This is a genomic window from Legionella longbeachae (assembly GCF_004283175.1).
In the GTDB taxonomy this organism is placed as follows: domain Bacteria; phylum Pseudomonadota; class Gammaproteobacteria; order Legionellales; family Legionellaceae; genus Legionella; species Legionella longbeachae.
Genome location: NZ_RXNW01000001.1, coordinates 304,891 through 327,401 on the forward strand (window position 1 = coordinate 304,891; position 22,511 = coordinate 327,401).

The following is a 22,511-nucleotide window of genomic DNA, read 5'->3' on the forward strand; positions in this document are numbered from 1 at the left end:
ATTTAAGACAATTTTATTTTTTTGACAAGGCAGGGCTTTCTGATCCCTATACTTGGACTTTTGCTCATGACGCTCATGTTCATTTTGTTTTATACCTGGGTGTTGAAATCATAGGTTATGCACATGTGCAATTATGGTCAAAAGAACGGGCTGCTTTACGCATTATTGTTATTGAAGAAGCAAAAAGAAACCATCAATACGGCAGCCAATTTTTAACTTTATGCGAAAAATGGATTAAAAATCAAGGTTATCAAAGTTTACATGTAGAGTCCTCGCCCAATGCACTTAAATTTTATAGAAATAATGGTTATATCGATATGCCATTTGATGATCCTGATGGTTACGAAGGTGATGCTCGAGATACTGCGGTGGGAAAACGATTATGATTCAGCATGAAATTGTCATTAAGTCATTGGAACTAATCGATATTCCCATTCTTGTTGATGCATTTCAAAAAGCAAACTGGCAAAAAACTGCCTCACTGTTTGAAACTTATTATCAAGAACAGCAGCAGTTTGAACGCGTGATATGGTTCGCTTATTTTGAAGACCAAATTGCGGGGTACGTGACTTTAAAATGGAAGTCTCAATATGAGCCATTTGCTCGTCAAAAAATCCCTGAAATTATGGATTTAAATGTGTTGCCCTCTTTTAGGAAACAAGGAGTAGGCACTACTTTACTCAAAGCAGCTGAAGAAAAGGCAGCTATTCAACATGATGTTGTAGGTCTTGGAGTTGGTTTATATGCTGGTTTTGATGGAGGATACGGGCAAGCACAGCGACTTTATGTAAAACGCGGTTATTATCCCGATGGTTTAGGAGTTACTTATGGTTATAAACCAACTGTTCCAGGAGCGGTTTATCCATTGGATGATGATCTTATTTTATGGTTTACCAAAAAATTAAAATGAGTTTTTATGTTATACTACTGCCAGAATTTAGCAGTAGTATGTAGCCAATCATGTCACGAACGGAACGCCTATTCGATTTAATTCAAATATTACGACGTCATCGATTGCCTGTGAGTGGCAAGAATCTTGCAGAAGAATTAGGTATTAGCCTGCGCACCCTTTACAGAGATATTGGTACTTTGCAATGCCTTGGTGCACCTATTGAAGGAGAACCTGGTATTGGTTATGTGCTTAAGCCAGGTTTTGTGCTACCTCCCTTGATGTTTGCAGATGATGAAATTGAAGCAATGGTATTAGGAGCACGGTGGGTTGCCCAGCGTGCGGATACACAACTTCAACTTGCTGCTCAAAATGTACTTGCGAAAATTTCTGCCATTCTTCCTGATGAATTAAAACGCCAACTGGAAACTTCAGGACTTTTAGTACCTCCAGGAAAACACGCTGAAGGTAAGGACATTGATCTCATTCTCATTCGCAAAGCGATTCGATTGGAACGAAAAATAGAATTAAAATATCAAGATTTACAAAATAATCATTCGACACGAATACTGTGGCCCATCGCAATAGGTTTTTTTGATGAGGTACGCCTTATGGTCGCTTGGTGTGAGTTAAGACAGGATTTCCGCCATTTCAGAGCAGATAGAATACTTTGTTTGTCAATTACAGACCAAAAATATCCAGAACGCCGGCAATCCCTTTTAAAAAAATGGCGTACTATTCATAACATTCCCCAATCTTATTGAATGATACTGACAAAAGCTGACATGTATCTGCTTTATATTCTCCACTAGCTTAACAAAATAATAATCAGGAGAAATCATGTTACTTGATCCAAATTTAGTTCTATTTTACGTGCGCAATTTAGAGGGCAGTACGAATTTTTATTCGGAATTACTCAATACACATCCTATACATACTGAATCTGATTATGTTATGTTTTTATTAAAATCTGGATTACGACTCGGTTTGTGGTCTCAATCTGTTGTTGAACCACAACCTACGCTTCTTGGTGGGGGAAGCGAGCTTGCATTTTTGGTTGATTCTGAGCCTACTGTTGATAAACTTTTTGGGCACTATCAACATAAAGATTTTACGATAATACAACAACCAACCCACATGGATTTTGGGTACACTTTTGTAACCTGCGACCCAGATGGTCATCGAATTCGTTTTTTTTCAAAAAAATGATAATGAATAAATTAGTTGGCTTGTTGCAGCGAACTTACATAATTTAATGTGAGTTCGTGAGAAAGATTTTATTAGATCAAGTACCCATTTGGTTTATTGCAGCAAAAAGCCTGTTTTATGTACCAAGGAATTCAAAATTGGATAAAATAAACATTACAGAATCTTTAGCACAGATTTTAATCGCCCAACAATTTCCCCAGTGGAGCAATTTACCTATAGTTGCAGTGAAAAATGGTGGTTGGGACAATAGAACATTTCATTTAGGTACGGAAATGGTAATTCGCATGCCAAGTAGTGCTGAATATGCCGGGCAAATTGAAAAGGAACAAACTTGGCTGCCAAAACTTGCCCCACAACTCCCTATCTCCATTCCTGCTCCAATTGCGATGGGAAAACCAGACAAAATATATCCTTGGAAATGGTCCATTAATCGTTGGCTTCCAGGTGAAACAGCTCTCTGCACCCCAATTAAAGATTTATGTGAATTCGCAAGGCATTTAGCTTTATTTCTTAAGGCGCTTCAAAGAATTGATGCAACGGGTGGACCTATTGCAGGTTCCCATAGTTTTTATCGTGGTGGTGATTTGGCAATTTATGATGCGGAAACACGAAAGGCCATTGAAATATTGCAAGATTACACGGACGCTCATATTGTAACCGAAGTTTGGGAATACGCTTTAGCTACTCCCTGGAAAAATCCACCCATTTGGGTGCATGGTGATGTGAGTGTCGGCAATTTATTACTCTCCCAGGGAAAATTAACTGCCGTTATCGATTTTGGTCAACTCGCAATCGGCGATCCGGCTTGCGATCTTGCTATTGCCTGGACATTGCTTGAAGGTAAAAGTAGACGCATTTTTTTAGACACACTGGAAGTTGACCTAAATACCCAGGCACGAGGACGCGCTTGGGCTTTATGGAAAGCTATGATGTATCTTGTTAACAAACAATCCGATATGAATTTTGAGGCAAAAAGAGCATTGCGGACTATTCATGAAGTGAGCGTGGATCATGTAGGGCATTTGATATGACAAACGCCCATACAGAATGGGCTATCAGTATCTTAAACGATCTGGGATATGCTCATGACCCCATAAAAACTGAAATAATTCATGATACAGCTTGGTCACAGGTATGTCGTTTTCAAACAAAGTTGGGGATGGTTTATTTGAAAAAAGTCCCAGCTGCATTGTCATTAGAAATGAGTGTGATTCAGTTACTCAGGGAAGAGTTTAATGCTCCCGTTCCGAATATTTTCGCTCATAATCAGGAGCTTAACAGTTTTTTAATGCAAGATGCAGGCATTCCCTTGCATGATGTTTTTATGCAGGAGTTTCAGCCTAATCTTTTAATTGAGGCCATGCACGATTATACAATGCTTCAATTAAATTCAACCGATAGAATACAACTGTTTCTTAACTTGGGTGTCCCTGATTGGCGCTTGGAGAAATTGCCGAAACTGTATGACCAATTAATGGCAGAAGAAGAGTTATTGATAGGGGATGGATTAACCCTGCAGGAACTAAAGCAATTAAAAAGTTTAGATGGGAAATTACAATTTCTTTGTGAACAATTAGCCTGCTTCAAAATTGCTGATACGTTTGGTCATGCAGATTTTCATGATAAGAATATTTTGTTTAATCCAAAAACGCATCAAACAACCCTAATTGATTTAGGGGAAGTTGTTATTACTCATCCTTTTTTCTCATTCGTTAACTGTTTACATCGAGCCACTGAACATTTAAAACTTCCAGTTGCTCAATACAGAAAGTTAAAAAAGGCTTGTTTCAAAAATTGGCTTTTCTTGGAGTCTTCCGTTCAAATATTTGAGATTATTGACATTATAAATCAATGCTGGACGATACATGCAGTGCTAGGAGAGTATCGTTTAATTAATAGTATCGCGTCTACAGCAGTGGAATCTCTTTGTCGTCAAGGACGGTTGAGTTCCAAATTAAGAATGTGGATACAGCAATCAGCGACTCATGGTTGATTATCCAGGGCATCTGATGAACTTTGAATATTTTTTGTGTGTCCATTTAGGGTTTTGCAATGGAAATCAAGAGTCAGCTGATTCTGGATTTTTAATTATTTTCTGCATTCAAAAACGATGCTTGCATCAGTTTCATCAGGCAATGCCTCTCTGTTAAATGCTTTAACTAAATGAACATTACTAAAACCAACTTCTGCAAGTACATGGAGCAAGAAAGAAGGGTCTTTGTAAATACGAATTTTATATTCCTCGACTTCTGTCTGTAGCACCCGGTTGTTGTCAATAAGTTCGTATTTACCTATTGAGTAACACAAGTCTCCATCAAGGATTGCCAATTGACTCAGTAACAGGAGTCTTCCATCATCTTTTAGCCATCTTGATCCTCTCCAAATCCCTAATTCTTTAGGAACTGCATGCGCTGTTTCTACTTCAAATACAAAAAGTCCTTTATCCTCCAAGTGAGTATAAATGGTTTTCAATGCCTTTTGGATATTTACTTTTTCTGTAATGAGTCCAAAGGAACCGCTAGGTATAAAAATCAATTGATATCGATTGGATTGATTAAAAATTTCAATAAAATCATGTCGAACATTGGGTTTAAGATTTTTAATATTTGCTTTTGCATACAGTCTTTGCAACATAGATTGACTTGCATCAAATCCATGCACATCAAAGCCTTCTTCAATTAAAGGTAATAAAAAGCGACCAGTACCACACATGGGTTCTAGAATGGGTCCTCGGGTTTCAATTGCATAACTTCTGTAGAATTCGTACTCACCTTGAGGTGCATCAGGTTTACTTAGGTCGTACACTTCTGCGCAAAGGTTTTGATAAGTGTCAAGTTTTTTCATTAGTACTTTATTTCCATGATAATCCTGTTACCTATCAAATAAAATAGCCACGGCATGAGGACTTTCCTGTTTTTCTAAACATACCACATAGTGCTAGTTATACCAAGCTGGCGATTTTACTTCTAAGACCCAAACTTGTTCAATAAATAGAGCTGTTCTATAGTTATACATGAACGCACAAAGGAATGTTATGATTAAATTCTTTCGTAGAAGAAATAAACGCATCCTTTTTAGCCTTCGATTTAGTATTTTGTTTATTTTCGTTATGTTATTTGTCATTACGACTATTGTAATTGCAGTAGTGCGTTCTATCGCATTTTCAGATGAGTTGACATATACCTCTTTTTCCCTGATGCAGAAGATTGCAAACATTGTGTCGCGTGAAGTAGATGTAGAAGTCAGGCCAGTAGAACTTGCAGGAAGGTTTTCTGCGAATCTGCTCGAAGGCGATGTGTTGAAAAATGATACAACACAACTTGTTCCTTATATATATAATATGATTAGCATAACTAAGTCAGTACCAAGTGCTTATTGGGGGAATGAACAGGGTGATTTTATTTATTTACAACGACACCCTGATGGAACGATTAGCACTGAAATTATTCTTCGACATCTTAAACCAATGTTGCATACGTTGATATATAGGGATATACAAGGTCGTATTGTGAAACAAGAGACTTTACCTGCAACTACTTATGATCCCCGTAAAAGACCCTGGTATTTGAAAGCGAAACAGTGGCGCGAATCGATATGGACCGATATTTATACATTTTATCCTGACAGAAGGTATTATTCCGAGCACGAGAAAGGCATTTCAATTGCTACACCAGCATATTTTAAAGGTGGAAAATTAATGGGTGTATTTGGCATAGATTTGAGCCTGGCATATCTAACTCAGTTTATTACCCATCAGAAAGTAAGCCAGCATGGCTATGCATTTATCATTACAAAGAAGGGGAATTTGATCGCTTATCCGATGCCACCCCTTGCCAAAAAGCATTCACCTATTATTTCTCAACCATTAATTTATAGATCCCTGAGCTTTTATAATGAGTATCACTTGAAGCAATTTAGTTTAACCTACAAAAACGAGACGTATCTCATTAATTACAAGCCTATTTTTAGATTTGCCGAGCAGGATTGGATTATTGGTATCATTGCACCTAAAAGCGATTTTGTGGGTTTTTTGCAACAAATTAATTTTGTAACTTTATTAATTAGTATAATCGCCTTGCTGTTAAGTATTGTAATTGTGTCGCGCTTAAGTACACGGGTTGTGAAACCGATTGACTATCTTGTGCGTGAAACAGAAAAGATTCGTCAATTCAAACTGGAGGGCTCTATTAACGTACCTTCGCGCATCAAAGAAGTGGTTGTGCTGCGTAATGCAATTATCTCAATGAGGCGTGGATTACGACAATTTCAACGTTATGTGCCGAAATTATTAGTACGGCAATTAATTGAATCAGGTGAAGATATTCGTATAGGTGGGGTTAGGAAGCAATTAGTCGTCTTGTTCTCAGATATAGAAAATTTTACTACCATTGCGGAAAAAATGGATCCAACAGAATTGATGGAACAAATATGCGAATATTTTGAGGTATTAACCCAAGTGATTCTTTCTCAAAAAGGTACGATTGACAAGTATATTGGTGACTCTATTATGGCATTCTGGGGGGCGCCTTTACCTGAGGAGTCGCCTTGTGAGTATGCGGCTCTAGCGGCATTACAATGCCAGGAAAAAATTGCGGGGTTGAATGATAAATGGGCACAACTAGGTAAGCCCAAATTTGTTACACGCATTGGCATTCATAAAGGTGAGGCAATTGTAGGAAATATTGGCTCTTTAGAACGTGTAAACTATACTGCAGTAGGAGATACTATTAATATCAGTAGTCGTCTTGAGAGTATCAACAAAGTGTATCAAACACATATTCTTGTAAGTGATACTGTTTATCAAGAAATCAAAGGTAGATTTGTTTTACGAATGATAGATCGTGTAGTGGTAAAAGGGCGTACTGGTGCTCTTTCTATCTATGAATTATTGGGAGATGATTTTGCTCATATTCCATTTGATGTAAAAGCATATCAATCCGAATTTGCTCAAGGTTTTACTGCTTACACAAACAATCAATGGCGAGATGCCATGTTACATTTTCAGCGTTGTTTTACTATTTATCCCAAAGATAAAGTTGCACCACTCTTTATCAAACGCTGTAAACAAAAATTAAATATTAAATAAAAACAATTTTAAGCAATATAGCCCTGCTTTAAATGTACTAATGATTCGTGATGCATTATAATAGATCACTTTGAAAGTAATTTGATATTATGTACTCTAAAAAACAATCACAAACCTTATTCGCACATTCCTTAACTATTTATCCTTTTCGTCAGTATGACCTATTGGAGTTTGCCAAACAACAAGGAAATAGAGGGCTCGATGAAGCTGGTGAATGTCATGCACTTGTTTTGGCATTTTTGAGAGACGATAATACACGAGCGGCGCTTAAGGAAAATAATTTAAAAGTGATTTTACCGATTGTTCATCGAATTAGCTTTAAACTAAATGGCGAAGCATATCGTGAGTACGGATCTGAAAGTCCAGAGTACAATACTTATGAATTACCAGGTACAGAACCAAGACAGTTTTATTGCTCTGTTGACGGTAACAATTTTATTGCGTTACTTGGGATGTTAGCGTTTAATCAGGGTGTTGTATTAAAAATAGGGGCTGAAAAGGTTGCCGCTTCCACGCCACAGTCACCAAATCCTACCCATATGCTGGGGATTAAAAAGACTGGTCATGGTGTATACGAGTTATTTGATCCGAACAAAGGAATTTATAAAGGCAATATAAAGGATGTAGCCTTTAAGTTGTTAGAACAGGTCATTCATTATACCGCTAAACCTAAGATGATAGGGTATACTACGACCCCGATAAAATCTCCGATTATTCACCATAGAGCGATGATTAAAGACGATTACTCTACTACTAATAAACTCATCTCAAAACTATGATATTGTGAGTATCGTTTTTACATAATGTTTTTTTAAGTTGTAATATATCAGACTAGTGAATCATGGGTGATTGACTTGCGCACACTATAATTTACCTTTTGATATTTTAGCTTATCCCCAGTAAACCCTGCTCTTTTAATGTACTCCCAGAACAAGGTGTAAAGTAGGCCAAAAATTATATTAATTTTAAAAGACCTTATCCTAAAGTCACGTTCCATGATATATAATTGGTACCTGATATTTTCTGATAATTCATATATATTAACGGGTCTAGGAGGTAAACTTAGAATGAACGGGAATATACTCTCAGGATCGTAATTTAGAGCGAGCTTTGCTAAAAATACGTTGGCACAAATTTTGCCAATTTTCGGTTGTTGAATTAAATCATATCGAAAATCTATAATGTCATGAGCAATCTGAATAAGCTCGCCTGCCTGAGTGGCTTTAGGATATATTGGTTTTAGTGCCGAATAAGTGAGACCTCCATTGTGCTCAATAAAATCAATAACCTTGGAATCTTTTTTTACAAAATGCACCAATAAAGCCATGTAAGCCCCAGATATCTCAATGTTAACGGTCGCAATTTTTTCTCTTAGCTTCATGTTCTGCTTGGAATTGTAGTGCAACGTTAATCGAGCTTGTAATGCCAGTTTATTGGCAAATAAATTACAGAATGCATGTAATTCTTTTTTTGTAATTAATTTTTGCTCGATAAATTGATTAAGTACTAATAAATCATCCTTATCTAATAGTTTTTTTAAAAAGGAATTTAAATGAATGCCTAAAGATGCATCCCCCAAAGCGATGATCATTTCAGGTGAAGCAGTATCGATAATATCATCTAATTTACTGAAAAGTTTTTTTAAACGGTAAAAGTGCATAGCTTTCCGAACAATGAACCAATAATCCCTGGGATATAAACGCATTACAGATAATACAATCGCTAAACTTATGGGATATTTTATGAATCTGCTGTGTGCTATTGTGTAGACCCAGAGTGACAGACAAGGAATGTTTCTCCAATAACATATGAATTGTGTACCATATTTAGCTAAAAGTAACTGGCTAACCATCATGGCAACTAAGGCTGCGGTGATAATAAAGATTAATTTTGAGTAGGGCGCTAACCCATGAATTAAGTTTTCAAATATGCTCTGCATTGAGGTTCTTAATAGGTTAGTGATAAGTTAATCAATACAAACGCTGGGAGTTTACGCCTTTGGATCCCAAAGTATTTTAATCATTGACTCTAGACTAAGTGACACTTTAATAAGCTTAGTTTGAATTTCTTAATATGTCTAGAAAGAAGAATTGCTGTTTTGACATTTTGGGGTAACAATCATTAGCGATGAGCTATTATTCTAATTGTTTCGGCGGTATGACAGGAATACTGTCAAAATCACATGTACAGTTACTCGTTGCCTCTGGGGGAAGTGGTACTTGGGCGAAATCAGAAGGAAAGCATACTGAGACATTCCAAGCTGAATCACCAGGATTGATAGTGCCTGGCATAGGCCAAAAACGTTTAGAGATATAAGTCTTACCTTTATCACTTTCCCAAAAAATGGGAGAAAATTGTGCACGAAACATTAAACTCTCGGCTTCCGAACAGGTAAAAGTTTCACGCACCCAAGATTTTCCCGAGGGAACTGTGGGCGTTATTAAAACTTTTTCTGTTGCCGCGTCAATTACGTCTACCGTTACATTATAATTAGTCCAACAATTGTCTTTGACCAATGTATAATAGCAAGTAAAAGCCCATAATGGGCAGGAAGAAATGAAGCTTAGAGTGAAAATAAAGAGTCGTGCTAACATGGTTCAATCCTTTCATTAATTAGGTTCTGTTAACCATTTTGCTTTTTACTCCAAAATAACATGTTCATATAAATAAAATGTTAACAGAAGATTCGAGCAGTTGTAAAAAGACTCATTTCATTTTTAAAGCAAAAATTGTGTTAAATTCTGGCATCGAATGTTCATTTTAATTGTAGCATATTTATATTTTCACTGATTTAATCGGAAAATCATTATTTTTAAATGATACCCTTCTATGGAATTATGTGGTTGTTCTAAAGCAGGGCTTAAAAACCAAATAATTTTGGAATCGTTTAAATTTTGTCCTTGCAGGAGTGAATTAATACAAAAATGATTAAGTATCGAATCAATAATTTTAAATAAAACATAATAAAAACAATAAATTAATTGATTATTGGCCAATAAAAAAGTAGGGTTGCGGTTTTGTGAATCCAATCACAATTTATATGTTTTTTAGATCACTGTGAGTTATATCTATTGACGATGTTGTAATAATATGCAATATAGATATTTAATTTTCAATTATTAAAAATAAGTATTTTCAAGGGTCGTTTGTTATGGGTCAACATGCCAAAATTTCATTGTTTAGCGCAACAGCACTTTCTGCTACTGCTATGGTTGGATCAGGATGGCTTTTTAGCGCTCAATTAAACGCTAAAATTGCAGGAAATTATTCTTTTGTTGCGTGGGTTTTGGCAGCATTATTAGTTATGGCGGTTGGGTTATGTCTTGCACAAGTTGCATCAATTTATCCGGTTCGAGGTGCAACTGCTCGCTCTAGTGCATTGTCTCATAATAATATTTTTGGTATGCCTTTTGCTTTTGCCAATTGGTTTGGCTTGATGGTGACTATTGGTACAGAAGCCCAGGCAACTACACAATACTTAGCTGCTGCAATCAATAGTAATGTTTTAATGACGGAACATTCATTGACTCTTTACGGTAAATTATTTGCATTGAGTATCTTGGTAATTTATTTATTAATTAATTACTTTGGTATTAAATTGCTCGCTAAAATAAATAATACGGTCACAGTAATTAAAATTCTGAGCCCTATATTTACTATTGTAGTTTTTTTGATTATGCGTTTTGATACGAGCAATTTTAGTTTGGATACTGGCTCGCAATATGGAGTGGGTTCTGCAATTACTGCGATCATTTCAGCAGGCTTAATTTATTCTTATAATGGTTTCCAATTAGCAGTTGCTTTTGCGAGTGAAATAGAAAACCCCAAACGGAATATTCCTTTATCAATTGTGCTTTCAATTGTCATTGTGATGTTTGTTTATATGCTATTGCAATTATCATTTATGGGGGCTGTACCTCACGATATGTTAGGCAGTGGCTGGAGCAGCCTGAATTTTCATTCGCCTTTGATAAATTTAGCTATGTTGTTAGGCGTGAACTTTTTAGCAATGATCCTGATTGCAGATAGCATAGTGAGCCCATCAGGTACGGGGTATTCTTACTTGGGTGGGGCTTCTCGAATGTTCTATGCTATGGCTAAAGAAGGGCAAATGCCAAAAAGAACGATTACTAAATTACATCCACGATATAACCTATGTCGTCGCTCATTACTCATTAATTTTACTTTAACTGCAATATTTCTATGGAATTCGGACAGTTGGGCTTCATTAATGGTAATTGTTACAGGTTATCATTTAATTGGATATATGGCAGCCCCAATTAGTATGGGCGCTATAAAACCTAATACCAGAATATTTGGGATAATTATCTTTTGTATTCTTGGTTTAATGATGAGTACTTTGCCTGCTGTTGATTTTCTAAAAATGAATCTGTCTATTTCAGTTTTGATGGTAATTTATGGAGCAATACAGATAACAAGAAAAATGAAAGTAACCACATTATTAGTATTATCAACACCATTTCTCACTTATTTGTGGTTAATTTATTTTTATCAAAATATGTATTACATTCTATTAATATCAGCTCTTTTTTATGCACTGATTACTCATAAAGAATATGTCAAATTGTGTAAGGAAACTAAATTGCTGGCTGAAGATGATGAAGTTGTGCTCAAGACCAGTCATAGCACAACAAGTACTCCAATTAATGAAGTGTACCAGCAATAAGTATGAATTATAAAAACAAAGCGAAACAGGCGCTCCTATTGCCTGTTTCGCTTTGTTGCTTGTAATACAGAAAACCGCTGCGGTTTTCGTAGACTGTGTTCCCAAAAATCTAAAAATACAGCTCCGGCGGCTATTTATAAAGCCATAAAGCCATAAACCTATAGCTAAGGATAAATCCTGGGTTTAGCGGAGGTACCTGGTGACTTCTCAGTCCTAATGATCCAGGTCTATAAGGGATTAAAAATATTCTTACTTTCTATCATTTGGGAGCTCTCTCCACCACAAGTAGAGGGGAGCTCGCAATTTGTGAATTTAAAATTAAAATTGCAGGATATATTTATTATAATTTTTGATGTATTGATTTGAGAATTCGTATTGCAATAAGGCGTGATTAATTGATTGTAATAATGAATCATTAGTGAGATTCACAGCGATGCCCAAACCATGACCATAGGGTATGGGCCTACCTACAGTTCTAACTTCCCCTGATGAATTTGCTGCCCAGTAAAGTGCTGAAGGATTATCCAAAATCACAAAATCAATTTTTTCATTCTCCAATGCTTCTAGCATCTCTTCAGTGCTATGTACACCGTAAAACGGCACAATGGTCGGATTTTTTATGTCCATTCCTTTTACTTCATCCTCAAAGATGGAATCACCATCTACTCCTATGCGTTTGTTATTTAAAAGAGCTAAATTAAATGGTTGATGAGCATAAGTGTGGTTTGTAAGAAATCTAGAGTAGGTTAACAAGTAGGGATTACTGAAATTAACCAACTTTAAACGTTCCGGAGTGATTGAAATTGCATTGATTGCCATATCAATCTCTCGTCGATTTATTGCCGGAAGCAAGTCTCTGAATCTCATGGGATGAAAAGTGCAGGCACGATGCATTATATTGCAAAGTGCTATTGCTGTTTCGATATCAAAACCAAAGAGCTCATTATCTGCTCCTTGCATAATGAAAGGAGGATAAAAGCGTCCTATTCCTACTTTTAAAGGTTGATCTTGTGCCTGAACTGCAGCAGTGAAACAAAAGAGTAAAAACAACAAGCCTTTAAAAAATTTCATCAGTATCTTCTTTTACAATATCTGTATTTAAGATAATAAATTAAATCAAAACAAATGGCATCGTCAATTTTTTATTATTATATGAATAATTTAAGAAATTAAAGAAAAAGTGTTGAAAAGGATTAAATGAATTTAATATATCCCCAATGTGAAAACCTTTCTTCTCCTGGATGAGGACTATAGACCTTATTTGAGAATCCGAAGAGATTCACTTTTTTTCTGTCTACCAAAAATGATTGTTTATTTACTTTTATATCCCATAAGAAAAAATGAACGCCCTGATTTTATTAACAATTAGAATATGTAGGTCAAATTGTTTGCTTAATGCTTCCTTAATAATTAATTCGTAAAATATTGTCTCATTTATTTTGGTGGTTATTATGAAAACAAAAGTAGAGTATGGTACTGGATTTACTTTAACCTATGAGGGGGTGCAATTTACTGAGGAAGGAATTCAATATAGTGATAAACCTTTAAGTAAATTAGTAGAGCATGAAGGCAAGATACCATCAAAAACATTTCAATTTTGTGAAGATTTTAATAATGTAGGTGCATTAATCATGCGTTTTCATTTTGGTCAATCGCAACGTAGTGCTTCCTTGACCCAAGTAGTTCGTAGTAATTATAAAGATTATGCGATTGATAAAATAGGAGAAGGGGCTGATCAAACTGATTTTTTTGATGTTCCCCAGGATGTTTCAAACGTTATAAAAGATAATTTAAAACTTCATCAATTGTCTTCATATCCTCTAGGCGAGGCCAAGATTCTTAATCGCCTAACTCAAGCTGTTTATGAGCGAAACTCAATGATATGTGGAGAGCAGGGTTTATTCGGTACTATCCATACAGCAGTTTGGCAGCCCGTACTCGCATTACCAGGCCTGTTGACAAAAAATGATTTTATTTATGTTCCTTGTTTACTTGATATAAGCCCAACAGAATACAAAGAAATTTCAGAAGCCTTAAATGATGGTAATTTTTTATTGGATGAAGATAAGACAAAACTCACTGTAAAAGAGCGTACTATTGATCTTAATTCTCTTTCAGATATTAAAATTCAGCCTCAATTGGAAAAGGGATTATCTTTTCAAGATAATGAATTGTTGGTGACTTCAAAAAAATCCAAAGGAGCACCAGCGCCACTTGGATGGATAATTCATCTTCCAAGTAAAAGGGCTTTAGCGCAAGTTGATACAGAAGACTTGATGAAGCTGATTCGGTTAGCTGAAGGCAAGTTCCATCAACTTACTCCTGCGCAGCAAAAAATCTTAATGTCTGGGCGTCTAGAAGATAATGAGCGCGTACGCGTGATCCAAAATCGTCAACTTAACGTTATGCTCTCAATCTTTGCTACCTTAGAAAAAGACTTTAATTTTGATCCAACACCATTAATAAACAATGTATTGAAACAAATCGCAAAGACGACTCGGAAATATATTGAAGAAACAAACGTCCTCGATGATTTTCTCACTGGTTTTATACAAACAGCGATGATCCAACATTTAGTAGTGACTCAGGAAAAAAGTAAAAGAACAGAACTTCCTGTGGCATTTCAGTTAGGTTTCAAAGCAATAGAAAATAATGCTAAAGCACTGGCCTATGCATTTAATATGAAAGATGGAAATGGGGTTCCTGTACTGCATCTTGATGAAGAAGAATGTTTTTATCAGGATAAAGAACTTCCTGATTTAGGCATGAAAGGAGTGCTATTGGCACCAAGTTTAACTGACAGTAGACACTGCGCTGCATTGCTTTCTACTGCAATTCTTGTTGCCGAGCAAATGATTTTAGAACAATTGCTCACTTGCGTTTTTCAAAAAGAGAGTAATGAGGAATATCTCCACACATTTCAATCGTTGCTTAAGATATGTCAAGGTAAAAATAGCCAAAATGCTTATGAGGATTTATATCGCTTAGCATCCAAATGTAAAGAGTCAGAAGATGGTATACCGCTATTGGGATTGCAATATGAGCATTGTGCTGAATTAATCACCGCACTTCGTTCTTACATAGGAACTGATGTGCTAATACATTTTGCGTCACAATTAGGCACAGAAGAACACTCAACTCCAGAAAAAATAGTGGGAAACATACCTCCTCTTGATCAAACTGGGTTGATTAAAAGTTTGGAACACTTACATTTAATTTGTTCAGAATTACAAAGTCTACCCGGAATATCTGCAGCAAAGGTTGGTTCCGGTGGTGCGGTTCTGGGAACATCGTTGATTATCGCAAAACTTTTTCCCGATTTGGCAAAATCACTTGGGATTAATGAGAATCAGGCGGTGACTGTACCTATAAAAACTGACCGAGAAATAGACAAAAAATTGATAATCCCAACATTGTCTGCTTGTCCATATCTTAAAGCAAAGCAAAGAGAATACAATGCGCCTTGTAAAAATAGAAATACCTTTTTCATGGAAAATAAGGTTAAAACAAACACTACAATGGATCTTGGTATAAAATCTGAAGTGGAACAAAAGATATCAAGTTCTAAACAAAAATCCTCATCTTTGTGTAAGTTTTTTATAGGTACAACAATTACTACTCTTGGAATAGGCGGTACGATTTTGGCTTTAGGTTTGGGTAGTTAATATAAAATTCGATATAAATAACCTGTGTTCACGATAAGAAAGCAGGGATGTTGGGGCTGGGGAATTGTACACCATCTGTAAGCGGTATGCAGTAACAGAACGCGCATATATCCCCAGGTTTCCACTGTCATTGACTAAAATATTCGTTAAACCCTCATCCCTTACATAGTTCTGGATAACGGTTTAACTACAATATGTAGTGACTCCGCGGCGGTTTTCGGGATCATTTAGCGATTTATGATCGTTAAAAATATAATTTTTAGGTTAATCATTCAGGAGTATAGCCCGCTGGCTTTTCTGATCCCTCGCCAAAAAAATATTTTTGCATTTCTTCTTTTAAAAAGTCGCGTGCCCTGGCTTCCATTAAGTTCAAGCGATATTCATTTATAAGCATGGTTTGATGACTTAGCCACATATTCCAGGCTTGCTTGGATACTTCATTATAAATTCGCTCTCCTAATGTTCCTGGGAAGGGAGGTTTTAACATGCCTTCAGCATCTTGTTTCAATTTACAACAATGCACTATTCTGTTCATATTTGCCTCTTATTCATAACAACGTGCTATAGTTTACGTGTTATTTGGCAATTTTGTACTGAAAATTACTTTTTATTTTTAGTCCGAACGATGTTTCGCTTGGGCCAATAAAATATGTTGTGAAAGAATTTGTTCTTGTTCACTTGTTAACTCATTAAATGATACTGCAGTACGATAAGTATGTTCAGTTTGGTATTGACTGTAAACTACAGTGCCCTCAACTATTATAGGTATCATTTTAGGTTTGGTATAAATTACTAATTTTAAACGTGTTTTCTCTTTAATAAGATCTGGCGTTTTAAATGCCATTCCCCCCAGGCTTATATTGACTTTACGCAAATGAATCGTATTCGTCATGAGCATTTGTCGCGATAAATAATCAATTTTTGCATTGAGTAAATTAAGATAATGAGCTATGGTTGGCTCCTTGAGCGCTATAACTTGGGTTAACTCTGCCATTTCATAATCAATCTCTTGAAAATAATGCGCTGCTTCCAGGTACCGTTGTCCATTTTTTCCTAAGAGTTGCTCCACAACTGCTCGATCGGGACATAACTCCCCCGGTTCTAAAATTTGATAATTAAAGTAGATATGATCTTCTACCCGAAAATGTTGTCGTCTTTCATGTATAGGCATAATAGCTCCATTTACTACCTTTTAAGGAACAAATTAGCTCACTTGGAATTAAAGAGAGAATTTAATTTGTTCTTGTTCATTGATTTCCTCGGTATTTGCTACATCGAGTAACGTTTCTTTTGTAATAGTATAAAGTCCTTTTTCTAATTCAGTTCTAATAATTATAGGATCAACTTGATTTAATTCACTATATTGTGTTTTTGATGCTAATAAAACCGTAAAAGATTGGGGGGCACGTAATTTGTGGATTATCTTTTCTACGGTATTTGATAATTCACTACTTTCTTGTTTTGCCTCAATGTAATTTTTTGTGTTATTAATTCTTTGAATGCACTCATCCAGAAAACATATAAATTGAGAATCATTGATTTTGTTGTGTTTGATTGCCTCCATAACCACAGCATTAAATTCTGATACTCTATCCAATTTTAATGCAGCAATAAATGCATCATTTAATTGAGCTGGAATATCTAAAACAGGCATGAGCTTCTGCAATTGTTGTTGGGCTTCAAAGTAGAATTTTTTAAGTACGTGTTTACAAAATCCTTTATCGTAAGCTGTTGTGAGGTAGGTCTTGAGTTGAGTTTGGGTTTCAGTAATAAACATTATTTTTTCCTCCTTAGATGCCGTATCACAATTCATTTTTGTACGATAGGAGGCAATAGTATTTATCACTCGAGACCTGTTTCCCACCTTATATGCGTCTTTAATGACGATTAAATCCATAAGATCTATATAGTCGGTGTAGGGATCTATGGTTAATTGATGTTCAGGGTGAAGTAAATCTTCAGTTAATCCCATCAATAGTTCTTTAGTTATAAGTATTGTTTTGGCTGAGTTCATGACTGGCGAATCGCTTTTGCTGCGGCGTTTAATAAACTCAACCATAGCTGTAGAAACTTTGTCATCAAAAGTGAGTTCAATAGAGCCATTGTCTAAATTATCTATTTTTTTAATTGTGTTGAATTGTCTGTATGTCCATGGATTCTTGTAGGGGCGCCCATCATCACTAAATAGGATTGGGTTATGCATCAGTTTTTCGAAAATCAATGCTTGTCTTATCTCCAAAGAGCTCACTTTGCCTGTAGTTTGAGGAAATAAATTTTCTAGTGTTGTTATACGTTCTTTTATTTTTGTTTTAAGTATCTCGACATCACTTTTTAGAATTATTAAATTGTTTAACTGAGTGGTAAGTTGATTGTACTTTTCATAACTTATATTTTTTTTAAGTTTATGCTGAATTTTAATTATTTGCTGATGATATTGCCATGCAACATGATTTACATACTGTATAAGTTTGTCTTTTAAATTTTTTAGTTGCATGATGCTTTCAAATTTTGAGTTAAATGATGAATCTTCAATAATGGTGCGATTACGCCCCATGCCATGGCGAGTATGTTTTCGAATGAATTCACCAGGTATTAAACAAAGGCGTGAGTCAAGAATGAATTTGTCAGTGGTCATCACGGATTGATCAAAAATAAAAAGCGATTTTCCATCTTTTAATGCTTTGTTTTGACAATTACCACCTATTGTATCGGGATCACTACATATATAAAATAAACTCAGTGCGTTACTGAAATCCTCAATAAAACAATCGGCTTCCAGGCCTTCACCTATAGGTTTAATCGTTGAATAATGCGTATAGTTTTTTCCACTGAGCCATGATGCAAATGATTTTCCCGAACAGAAATCACTTAATAAACGTATATCGGAAAAAAGAATAAATAGTGCGGGATGATTATTATAGGCAATTGAAGTTGTAATAGCGGTATCCAGTCCCAATAAGCGAGAAATATTAAGTGCTATTGCTTCATGTTGAACCTCTCTGATATCACCGTATTTAGGCAATTTTATTATAGCCTCTGTACAAAGCTTATATCGTTCTCTGGAAGTATAATAATTCTCTATAAGAAAGTGCTCTGGGCATTCACAAAGATTATGTAATTGCTTTTTTACACTCTTTAAACTGACTAAAGGAATTTTTTCTGTAACCCCGCCTATATCTTCAGCTAGAGTACAGTAGTTGAGCTCATGGTCATCGTCTTGAGCGATACATATCTGCTTCAATTCACTAAGGTTCTTGAGATCTTGTAAGATAGTTAACAATTTTTTTATTTGTTCTTTTTGGGAATCATTATCAAGTAGGAGCATTTCTCCTTGCAATCGTGATATGTGGGAACTGATTTGCGAGGTGCATGAGACATCAAAAGTTATTGGTTCAGGGAAAGCTTGTACTAAAGAATATAATTTTAACTTGCTATTTAAAACCAATTCATTTAGTTCTGGTTCTAGTTCAGTAAGCATCCTGGTTGGGCGCGCATAATAATTATCGTTGGGTAATGCAACTATATCATGTGCATTTAATGTATAATGTATACCTTCTTCAGCTTTTTTAAGACTAATTTTTTTTAGAGTTGGAGGAGAGCCAGGTTTAAAAGCAGTGGCGTATTTAATGATGCCACAATATTCTCGCCATTGGTTTGGATCTGATTCGAGAGTTTCAAAATTAAATAGACCGTTTTGATTCTGTTCAATATATTCTAATAAAATATCCAGATCAGCGTAAAATGCTAAATCTTCATCCTTTAGCTCCACTGCAACAGGATTTTCACTTTTTTCGGTTAAAAAGCGTTTCATAATCCTATTCTTTTGCCCCAACTCCATTTGCCTGTGTCCTTGTGAAAAAATTAATCCAACTTGCTTATAAATATAGACAATTTTGATGCATTTGGTCAAAAAGAATTAAAAATAGCTTCAAGATTAAATTTTATTGCAATGTAAAAAATAAAAGAGCAATTGTTTATGCCAATTACAGAGAAAAATACTACTTAAATAGCTTGTTTTATGCTTTAATATCTACTATTACCAGCTAAAAAAGGTTTGTCATGACTTTTGTAGTAACAGAAAGTTGTATTAAATGTAAGTACACTGATTGCGTTGAAGTTTGTCCTGTTGACTGCTTTTATGAAGGCCCTAATTTTTTGGTTATTCATCCCGAGGAATGTATTGATTGTGCATTATGTGAACCGGAATGCCCAGTGAATGCGATTGTTTCCGAAGATGACTTAACCCCCGAACAGCAGCAGTTCAAGGAGTTAAATGCCAAGCTTTCTAAAAACTGGCCTAATATTACATCTAAAAAAGATGCACCTGCAGATGCTAAAGATTGGGAAGAGGTTAAGGATAAACTCCAACATCTACAAGAAGAGTGGTAGAAATAACTTCACTTATCCAATCATGTAAGCGAGCTTTAGGTGAAAAAGGTCGGCTTTCTACAGCAATACCTGGGTTTATAGCCCGTGCACCACAATCTGATTTGGCTGTGGCGATTGCTGCAGCAATAGAAGAAAAATCTATTCTGGTAGCGGAAGCAGGAACTGGGACAGGTAAAACGTTCGCTTACTTGCTACCTAGCTTATTAAGTGGAAAGAAAACTCTCATTTCTACTGCCACTAAAACCTTACAAGATCAACTTTATCAAAAAGATTTACCGACCCTGGTTAGAGCATTAGGATTATCAGTACGCGTTCAAAATCTAAAAGGTAGAGCCAATTACATCTGTGAATATCGTGTTGCGTTATATTCTGAAGAAGGGCAATTTCAAACCCCACAGTGTGCCCATGAAGTAGCTCATGTCCGAAGCAAACTTTCCCAAATGAAAAATGGAGATCGCTCTGAACTACCCGAGCTTAGTGAGGATTCTCCAGTTTGGCCTTATGTAACTTCAACAGTGGATAATTGCTTGGGTGTTGAATGCCCTCATCATGAAACATGTTTTTTGGTTAAGGCCCGGAAGAGGGCGCTTGAGGCTGATGTAGTAGTGATTAATCATCACCTTTTTTTTGCTGATTCACGTTTAAAAGAAGAGGGATTCGGTGAATTATTACCAGGAGTTGATGTCGTTATTTTTGATGAGGCACATCAACTTGCTGAAATAGCGACCCATTTTAATGGAGAGCGAATTGGTACGCGGCAATTTCGTGATTTACTCGATGATCTTATCAAAGAATGGCCTGTCTTGGATCTTGCAAACCAACCCTTGAAAGTTTTGAGCCACAAAGCAGATAAGTTAATGGATGAATTATTAATAAGCTTACCTGCAGAGGAACGAGTAAGTTGGGAAGAGATAAAGCGAAATAAAACGTTTTTAGATATTTGGTCTCGTTGGTTGGCATTGAAAGATGAATTATTGGAGTGTTTCAATAAGATCTCACTTTCTGAGTTTCCTGGTGTTGCACGTTGCAAAGAGCGATTAGTCGATTTTGCCAGGATTTTATTGATTTTCACTGAAGAAACTAACGATAAAATTAGGTGGCTGGAGCGCTTTAAACATACTTTAGTTTTTCATGCTACCCCCTATGATGTTGCTAAATCATTTAGCGAATTACTAAAAAGGCAATCGTGCACTTATGTATTTACTTCCGCAACCTTAACAATGGCAGATTCTTTTGATTGCTTTTGCAAGCCCTTAGGTCTAGATGGGGTCCAGACTTTAGTATTGCCAAGCCCCTTTGATTACCAACAACAAGCATTGTTATATTTTCCAAGAGGATTACCCGATCCTAAGAATATTACTTATAATGAATTATTAATAAAACGAGCCATTCCACTTATCGAAGCCTTAGGCGGACGTAGCTTTTTTTTATTTACCAGTCACAAATCTTTAAAACAAGTTGCTCAAATTATATCCAGCAATTTGAATTATCCGTTACTTATCCAGGGAACTGAGGCAAAACCTATTTTATTAGAACGCTTTAGGCAATTAGGGAATGCTGTTTTGTTGGGAACTTCAACATTCTGGGAGGGAGTTGATGTAAAAGGAGAGGCATTATCTTGCGTTATCATTGATAAAATACCTTTTTCTAGCCCCGTGGATCCTGTAATTCGTGGTAAAATGAGCTATTTGAAGGAAAAAGGATTATCTGGTTTTGATGAGTTATCTTTACCAAGTGCAGTGATTGCTTTAAAACAAGGAGTGGGGCGTTTAATTCGGGATAACACGGATAAAGGGGTATTGATGATCGCTGATCCACGACTTACTGGTAGGGAGTATGGCAGGCGAATATTGGCAAGTTTACCCCAATTACCAAAAACCCGGGATGAACAAAGAGTACTTCAATTCATTAGAGAATTAGAGTTGACCAATGAAGCTATTAGCGATTGATACCTCGACTGAAATAGCCAGTATAGCGTTGCTGACTGGAAATGAGTTACTTTGTGAGGAACAAAGTAACCCTAAAACACATGCACAATTTATTTTACCTATGATTGATAAATTAATGGTAAGTGCTGGTTTGCAAATGAAGGAGCTTGATGGCATTGTATTTGGACGTGGGCCAGGAAGTTTCACTGGCTTGCGCATTGCCTGTAGTATTGCCAAAGGATTAGCTTATGCTCATGATTTGGGATTAATTCCCGTAAGTAATTTAGCCGCTATAGCGTGGTCAGCTCGTCAACAAATGCAGGAGTTGCATCTACCTGTATTAACTGTATTAGACGCGCGCATGCATGAAATGTATTGGGCTTATTTTACTAAGAATCAATGGGTCGCAGAGGAAAGGGTCAATTCAGTACATGAAATAAATATACTTGCAGAGCAATCTGTAATTCTTGCTGGAGTAGGAATTGATTTATATTGGGAAGATTTTACTTCCAAGACTAAATCTCTTGTCCGTGAAAAATTGCTTATATATCCTTCTGCCGCCGCTATGATTCAATTGGCTCAATTTTCTGCATTAAAACCTGTTTCAGCAGCTTCGGCCCAACCTGTATACATCCGAAATAAAGTCACCTAGGAGTCT

General features: G+C 36.0%; 19 protein-coding genes and 1 pseudogene. 13 read left to right on the plus strand and 7 right to left on the minus strand.

Translation table 11 applies throughout. From position 1 onward, the window contains the following. Positions 1 to 35 precede the first annotated feature (35 nt). The 6 genes and pseudogenes from EKG34_RS01210 to EKG34_RS01235 all read left to right on the plus strand — a co-directional run. Positions 36 to 386, plus strand: a pseudogene (locus EKG34_RS01210) (GNAT family N-acetyltransferase); the annotation flags it as partial. Continuing rightward, positions 383 to 910 (plus strand): GNAT family N-acetyltransferase, encoded by a 528-nt coding sequence (locus tag EKG34_RS01215; RefSeq protein WP_003632080.1) that lies wholly within the window; start codon positions 383 to 385, stop codon positions 908 to 910. The pseudogene EKG34_RS01210 and the gene EKG34_RS01215, both read left to right, overlap by 4 nt. A gap of 50 nt (positions 911 to 960) precedes the next feature. Beyond that, positions 961 to 1,653: a helix-turn-helix transcriptional regulator gene (locus tag EKG34_RS01220; protein ID WP_003632078.1), complete on the plus strand. Its 693-nt coding sequence runs from the start codon at positions 961 to 963 to the stop codon at positions 1,651 to 1,653. Positions 1,654 to 1,729: 76 nt separating this feature from the next. After that, positions 1,730 to 2,098 (plus strand): VOC family protein, encoded by a 369-nt coding sequence (locus EKG34_RS01225; protein ID WP_012979009.1) that lies wholly within the window; start codon positions 1,730 to 1,732, stop codon positions 2,096 to 2,098. A 56-nt stretch (positions 2,099 to 2,154) separates the two neighbouring features. Then, positions 2,155 to 3,129: an aminoglycoside phosphotransferase family protein gene (locus EKG34_RS01230; RefSeq protein ID WP_003632076.1), complete on the plus strand. Its 975-nt coding sequence runs from the start codon at positions 2,155 to 2,157 to the stop codon at positions 3,127 to 3,129. After that, positions 3,126 to 4,091: an aminoglycoside phosphotransferase family protein gene (locus EKG34_RS01235; protein ID WP_003632075.1), complete on the plus strand. Its 966-nt coding sequence runs from the start codon at positions 3,126 to 3,128 to the stop codon at positions 4,089 to 4,091. The genes EKG34_RS01230 and EKG34_RS01235 overlap by 4 nt, the downstream gene beginning before the upstream one ends. A 95-nt stretch (positions 4,092 to 4,186) precedes the next feature. Here EKG34_RS01235 and EKG34_RS01240 read toward each other — a convergent pair whose 3' ends face one another. Next, on the minus strand, positions 4,187 to 4,942 hold the full coding sequence (locus EKG34_RS01240; protein ID WP_003632074.1) for a class I SAM-dependent DNA methyltransferase: 756 nt from the start codon (positions 4,940 to 4,942) through the stop codon (positions 4,187 to 4,189). Positions 4,943 to 5,132: 190 nt separating this feature from the next. Between EKG34_RS01240 and EKG34_RS01245 the strand changes: the two genes are divergently transcribed. Together EKG34_RS01245 and EKG34_RS01250 are read left to right on the plus strand one after the other, a co-directional pair. Beyond that, a complete protein-coding gene (locus EKG34_RS01245; protein WP_003632073.1) occupies positions 5,133 to 7,184 on the plus strand; it encodes an adenylate/guanylate cyclase domain-containing protein in 2,052 nt (683 codons plus the stop codon). An 89-nt stretch (positions 7,185 to 7,273) separates the two neighbouring features. Further along, complete coding sequence (locus tag EKG34_RS01250; RefSeq protein ID WP_003632072.1) at positions 7,274 to 7,963, plus strand: hypothetical protein; 690 nt, start codon at positions 7,274 to 7,276, stop codon at positions 7,961 to 7,963. A gap of 47 nt (positions 7,964 to 8,010) precedes the next feature. On the opposite strand, the gene EKG34_RS01255 is transcribed toward EKG34_RS01250, so the two are convergent. After that, complete coding sequence (locus tag EKG34_RS01255) at positions 8,011 to 9,123, minus strand: hypothetical protein (protein WP_003632071.1); 1,113 nt, start codon at positions 9,121 to 9,123, stop codon at positions 8,011 to 8,013. Positions 9,124 to 9,319: 196 nt separating this feature from the next. Further along, positions 9,320 to 9,778 carry a hypothetical protein gene (locus EKG34_RS01260; protein ID WP_003632070.1) on the minus strand — a complete coding sequence of 153 codons (459 nt, stop codon included), beginning with the start codon at positions 9,776 to 9,778 and terminating at the stop codon, positions 9,320 to 9,322. Positions 9,779 to 10,335: 557 nt separating this feature from the next. Here EKG34_RS01260 and EKG34_RS01270 point away from each other — a divergent pair. Continuing rightward, positions 10,336 to 11,871 (plus strand): APC family permease, encoded by a 1,536-nt coding sequence (locus EKG34_RS01270; RefSeq protein WP_003632068.1) that lies wholly within the window; start codon positions 10,336 to 10,338, stop codon positions 11,869 to 11,871. A gap of 318 nt (positions 11,872 to 12,189) precedes the next feature. Here EKG34_RS01270 and EKG34_RS01275 read toward each other — a convergent pair whose 3' ends face one another. Beyond that, positions 12,190 to 12,942, minus strand: a complete 753-nt coding sequence (locus tag EKG34_RS01275; protein WP_003632066.1) for a transporter substrate-binding domain-containing protein — start codon at positions 12,940 to 12,942, stop codon at positions 12,190 to 12,192. Positions 12,943 to 13,322: 380 nt separating this feature from the next. Here EKG34_RS01275 and ceg17 point away from each other — a divergent pair, with 380 nt between their 5' ends. After that, on the plus strand, positions 13,323 to 15,536 hold the full coding sequence (gene ceg17 / locus EKG34_RS01280; RefSeq protein ID WP_003632065.1) for a Dot/Icm T4SS effector Ceg17: 2,214 nt from the start codon (positions 13,323 to 13,325) through the stop codon (positions 15,534 to 15,536). Positions 15,537 to 15,804: 268 nt separating this feature from the next. Here ceg17 and EKG34_RS01285 read toward each other — a convergent pair whose 3' ends face one another. The 3 genes from EKG34_RS01285 to EKG34_RS01295 all read right to left on the minus strand — a co-directional run bounded on the left by EKG34_RS01285 (position 15,805) and on the right by EKG34_RS01295 (position 19,347). After that, on the minus strand, positions 15,805 to 16,071 hold the full coding sequence (locus EKG34_RS01285) for an oxidative damage protection protein (protein ID WP_012979012.1): 267 nt from the start codon (positions 16,069 to 16,071) through the stop codon (positions 15,805 to 15,807). A 78-nt stretch (positions 16,072 to 16,149) separates the two neighbouring features. Beyond that, positions 16,150 to 16,707, minus strand: a complete 558-nt coding sequence (locus EKG34_RS01290; RefSeq protein ID WP_003632062.1) for a PilZ domain-containing protein — start codon at positions 16,705 to 16,707, stop codon at positions 16,150 to 16,152. A 48-nt stretch (positions 16,708 to 16,755) separates the two neighbouring features. Continuing rightward, complete coding sequence (locus tag EKG34_RS01295) at positions 16,756 to 19,347, minus strand: hypothetical protein (RefSeq protein ID WP_223800009.1); 2,592 nt, start codon at positions 19,345 to 19,347, stop codon at positions 16,756 to 16,758. A gap of 248 nt (positions 19,348 to 19,595) precedes the next feature. Between EKG34_RS01295 and fdxA the strand changes: the two genes are divergently transcribed. The 3 genes from fdxA to tsaB are packed head-to-tail and all read left to right on the plus strand — an operon-like array spanning position 19,596 to position 22,505. Then, entirely contained in the window at positions 19,596 to 19,925 is a 330-nt protein-coding gene (gene fdxA, locus EKG34_RS01300; RefSeq protein ID WP_003632060.1) for a ferredoxin FdxA, read from the plus strand. Continuing rightward, positions 19,919 to 21,874 carry a DNA repair helicase YoaA gene (gene yoaA / locus EKG34_RS01305; protein WP_003632059.1) on the plus strand — a complete coding sequence of 652 codons (1,956 nt, stop codon included), beginning with the start codon at positions 19,919 to 19,921 and terminating at the stop codon, positions 21,872 to 21,874. The genes fdxA and yoaA overlap by 7 nt, the downstream gene beginning before the upstream one ends. Further along, positions 21,855 to 22,505 carry a tRNA (adenosine(37)-N6)-threonylcarbamoyltransferase complex dimerization subunit type 1 TsaB gene (tsaB, locus tag EKG34_RS01310; protein ID WP_003632058.1) on the plus strand — a complete coding sequence of 217 codons (651 nt, stop codon included), beginning with the start codon at positions 21,855 to 21,857 and terminating at the stop codon, positions 22,503 to 22,505. Before yoaA ends, tsaB begins: the two co-directional genes overlap by 20 nt. Positions 22,506 to 22,511: the final 6 nt, after the last annotated feature.

Bases quoted from the DNA above. Each gene is read 5' to 3' on its own strand.
- EKG34_RS01215 (WP_003632080.1), top strand. From the start codon at position 383: ATGATTCAGCATGAAATTGTCATTAAGTCATTGGAACTAATCGATATT.
- EKG34_RS01220 (WP_003632078.1), top strand. From the start codon at position 961: ATGTCACGAACGGAACGCCTATTCGATTTAATTCAAATATTACGACGT.
- EKG34_RS01225 (WP_012979009.1), top strand. From the start codon at position 1,730: ATGTTACTTGATCCAAATTTAGTTCTATTTTACGTGCGCAATTTAGAG.
- EKG34_RS01235 (WP_003632075.1), top strand. From the start codon at position 3,126: ATGACAAACGCCCATACAGAATGGGCTATCAGTATCTTAAACGATCTG.
- EKG34_RS01240 (WP_003632074.1), bottom strand. From the start codon at position 4,942: ATGAAAAAACTTGACACTTATCAAAACCTTTGCGCAGAAGTGTACGAC.
- EKG34_RS01245 (WP_003632073.1), top strand. From the start codon at position 5,133: ATGATTAAATTCTTTCGTAGAAGAAATAAACGCATCCTTTTTAGCCTT.
- EKG34_RS01250 (WP_003632072.1), top strand. From the start codon at position 7,274: ATGTACTCTAAAAAACAATCACAAACCTTATTCGCACATTCCTTAACT.
- EKG34_RS01255 (WP_003632071.1), bottom strand. From the start codon at position 9,123: ATGCAGAGCATATTTGAAAACTTAATTCATGGGTTAGCGCCCTACTCA.
- EKG34_RS01260 (WP_003632070.1), bottom strand. From the start codon at position 9,778: ATGTTAGCACGACTCTTTATTTTCACTCTAAGCTTCATTTCTTCCTGC.
- EKG34_RS01270 (WP_003632068.1), top strand. From the start codon at position 10,336: ATGGGTCAACATGCCAAAATTTCATTGTTTAGCGCAACAGCACTTTCT.
- EKG34_RS01275 (WP_003632066.1), bottom strand. From the start codon at position 12,942: ATGAAATTTTTTAAAGGCTTGTTGTTTTTACTCTTTTGTTTCACTGCT.
- ceg17 (WP_003632065.1), top strand. From the start codon at position 13,323: ATGAAAACAAAAGTAGAGTATGGTACTGGATTTACTTTAACCTATGAG.
- EKG34_RS01285 (WP_012979012.1), bottom strand. From the start codon at position 16,071: ATGAACAGAATAGTGCATTGTTGTAAATTGAAACAAGATGCTGAAGGC.
- EKG34_RS01290 (WP_003632062.1), bottom strand. From the start codon at position 16,707: ATGCCTATACATGAAAGACGACAACATTTTCGGGTAGAAGATCATATC.
- EKG34_RS01295 (WP_223800009.1), bottom strand. From the start codon at position 19,347: ATGAAACGCTTTTTAACCGAAAAAAGTGAAAATCCTGTTGCAGTGGAG.
- fdxA (WP_003632060.1), top strand. From the start codon at position 19,596: ATGACTTTTGTAGTAACAGAAAGTTGTATTAAATGTAAGTACACTGAT.
- tsaB (WP_003632058.1), top strand. From the start codon at position 21,855: ATGAAGCTATTAGCGATTGATACCTCGACTGAAATAGCCAGTATAGCG.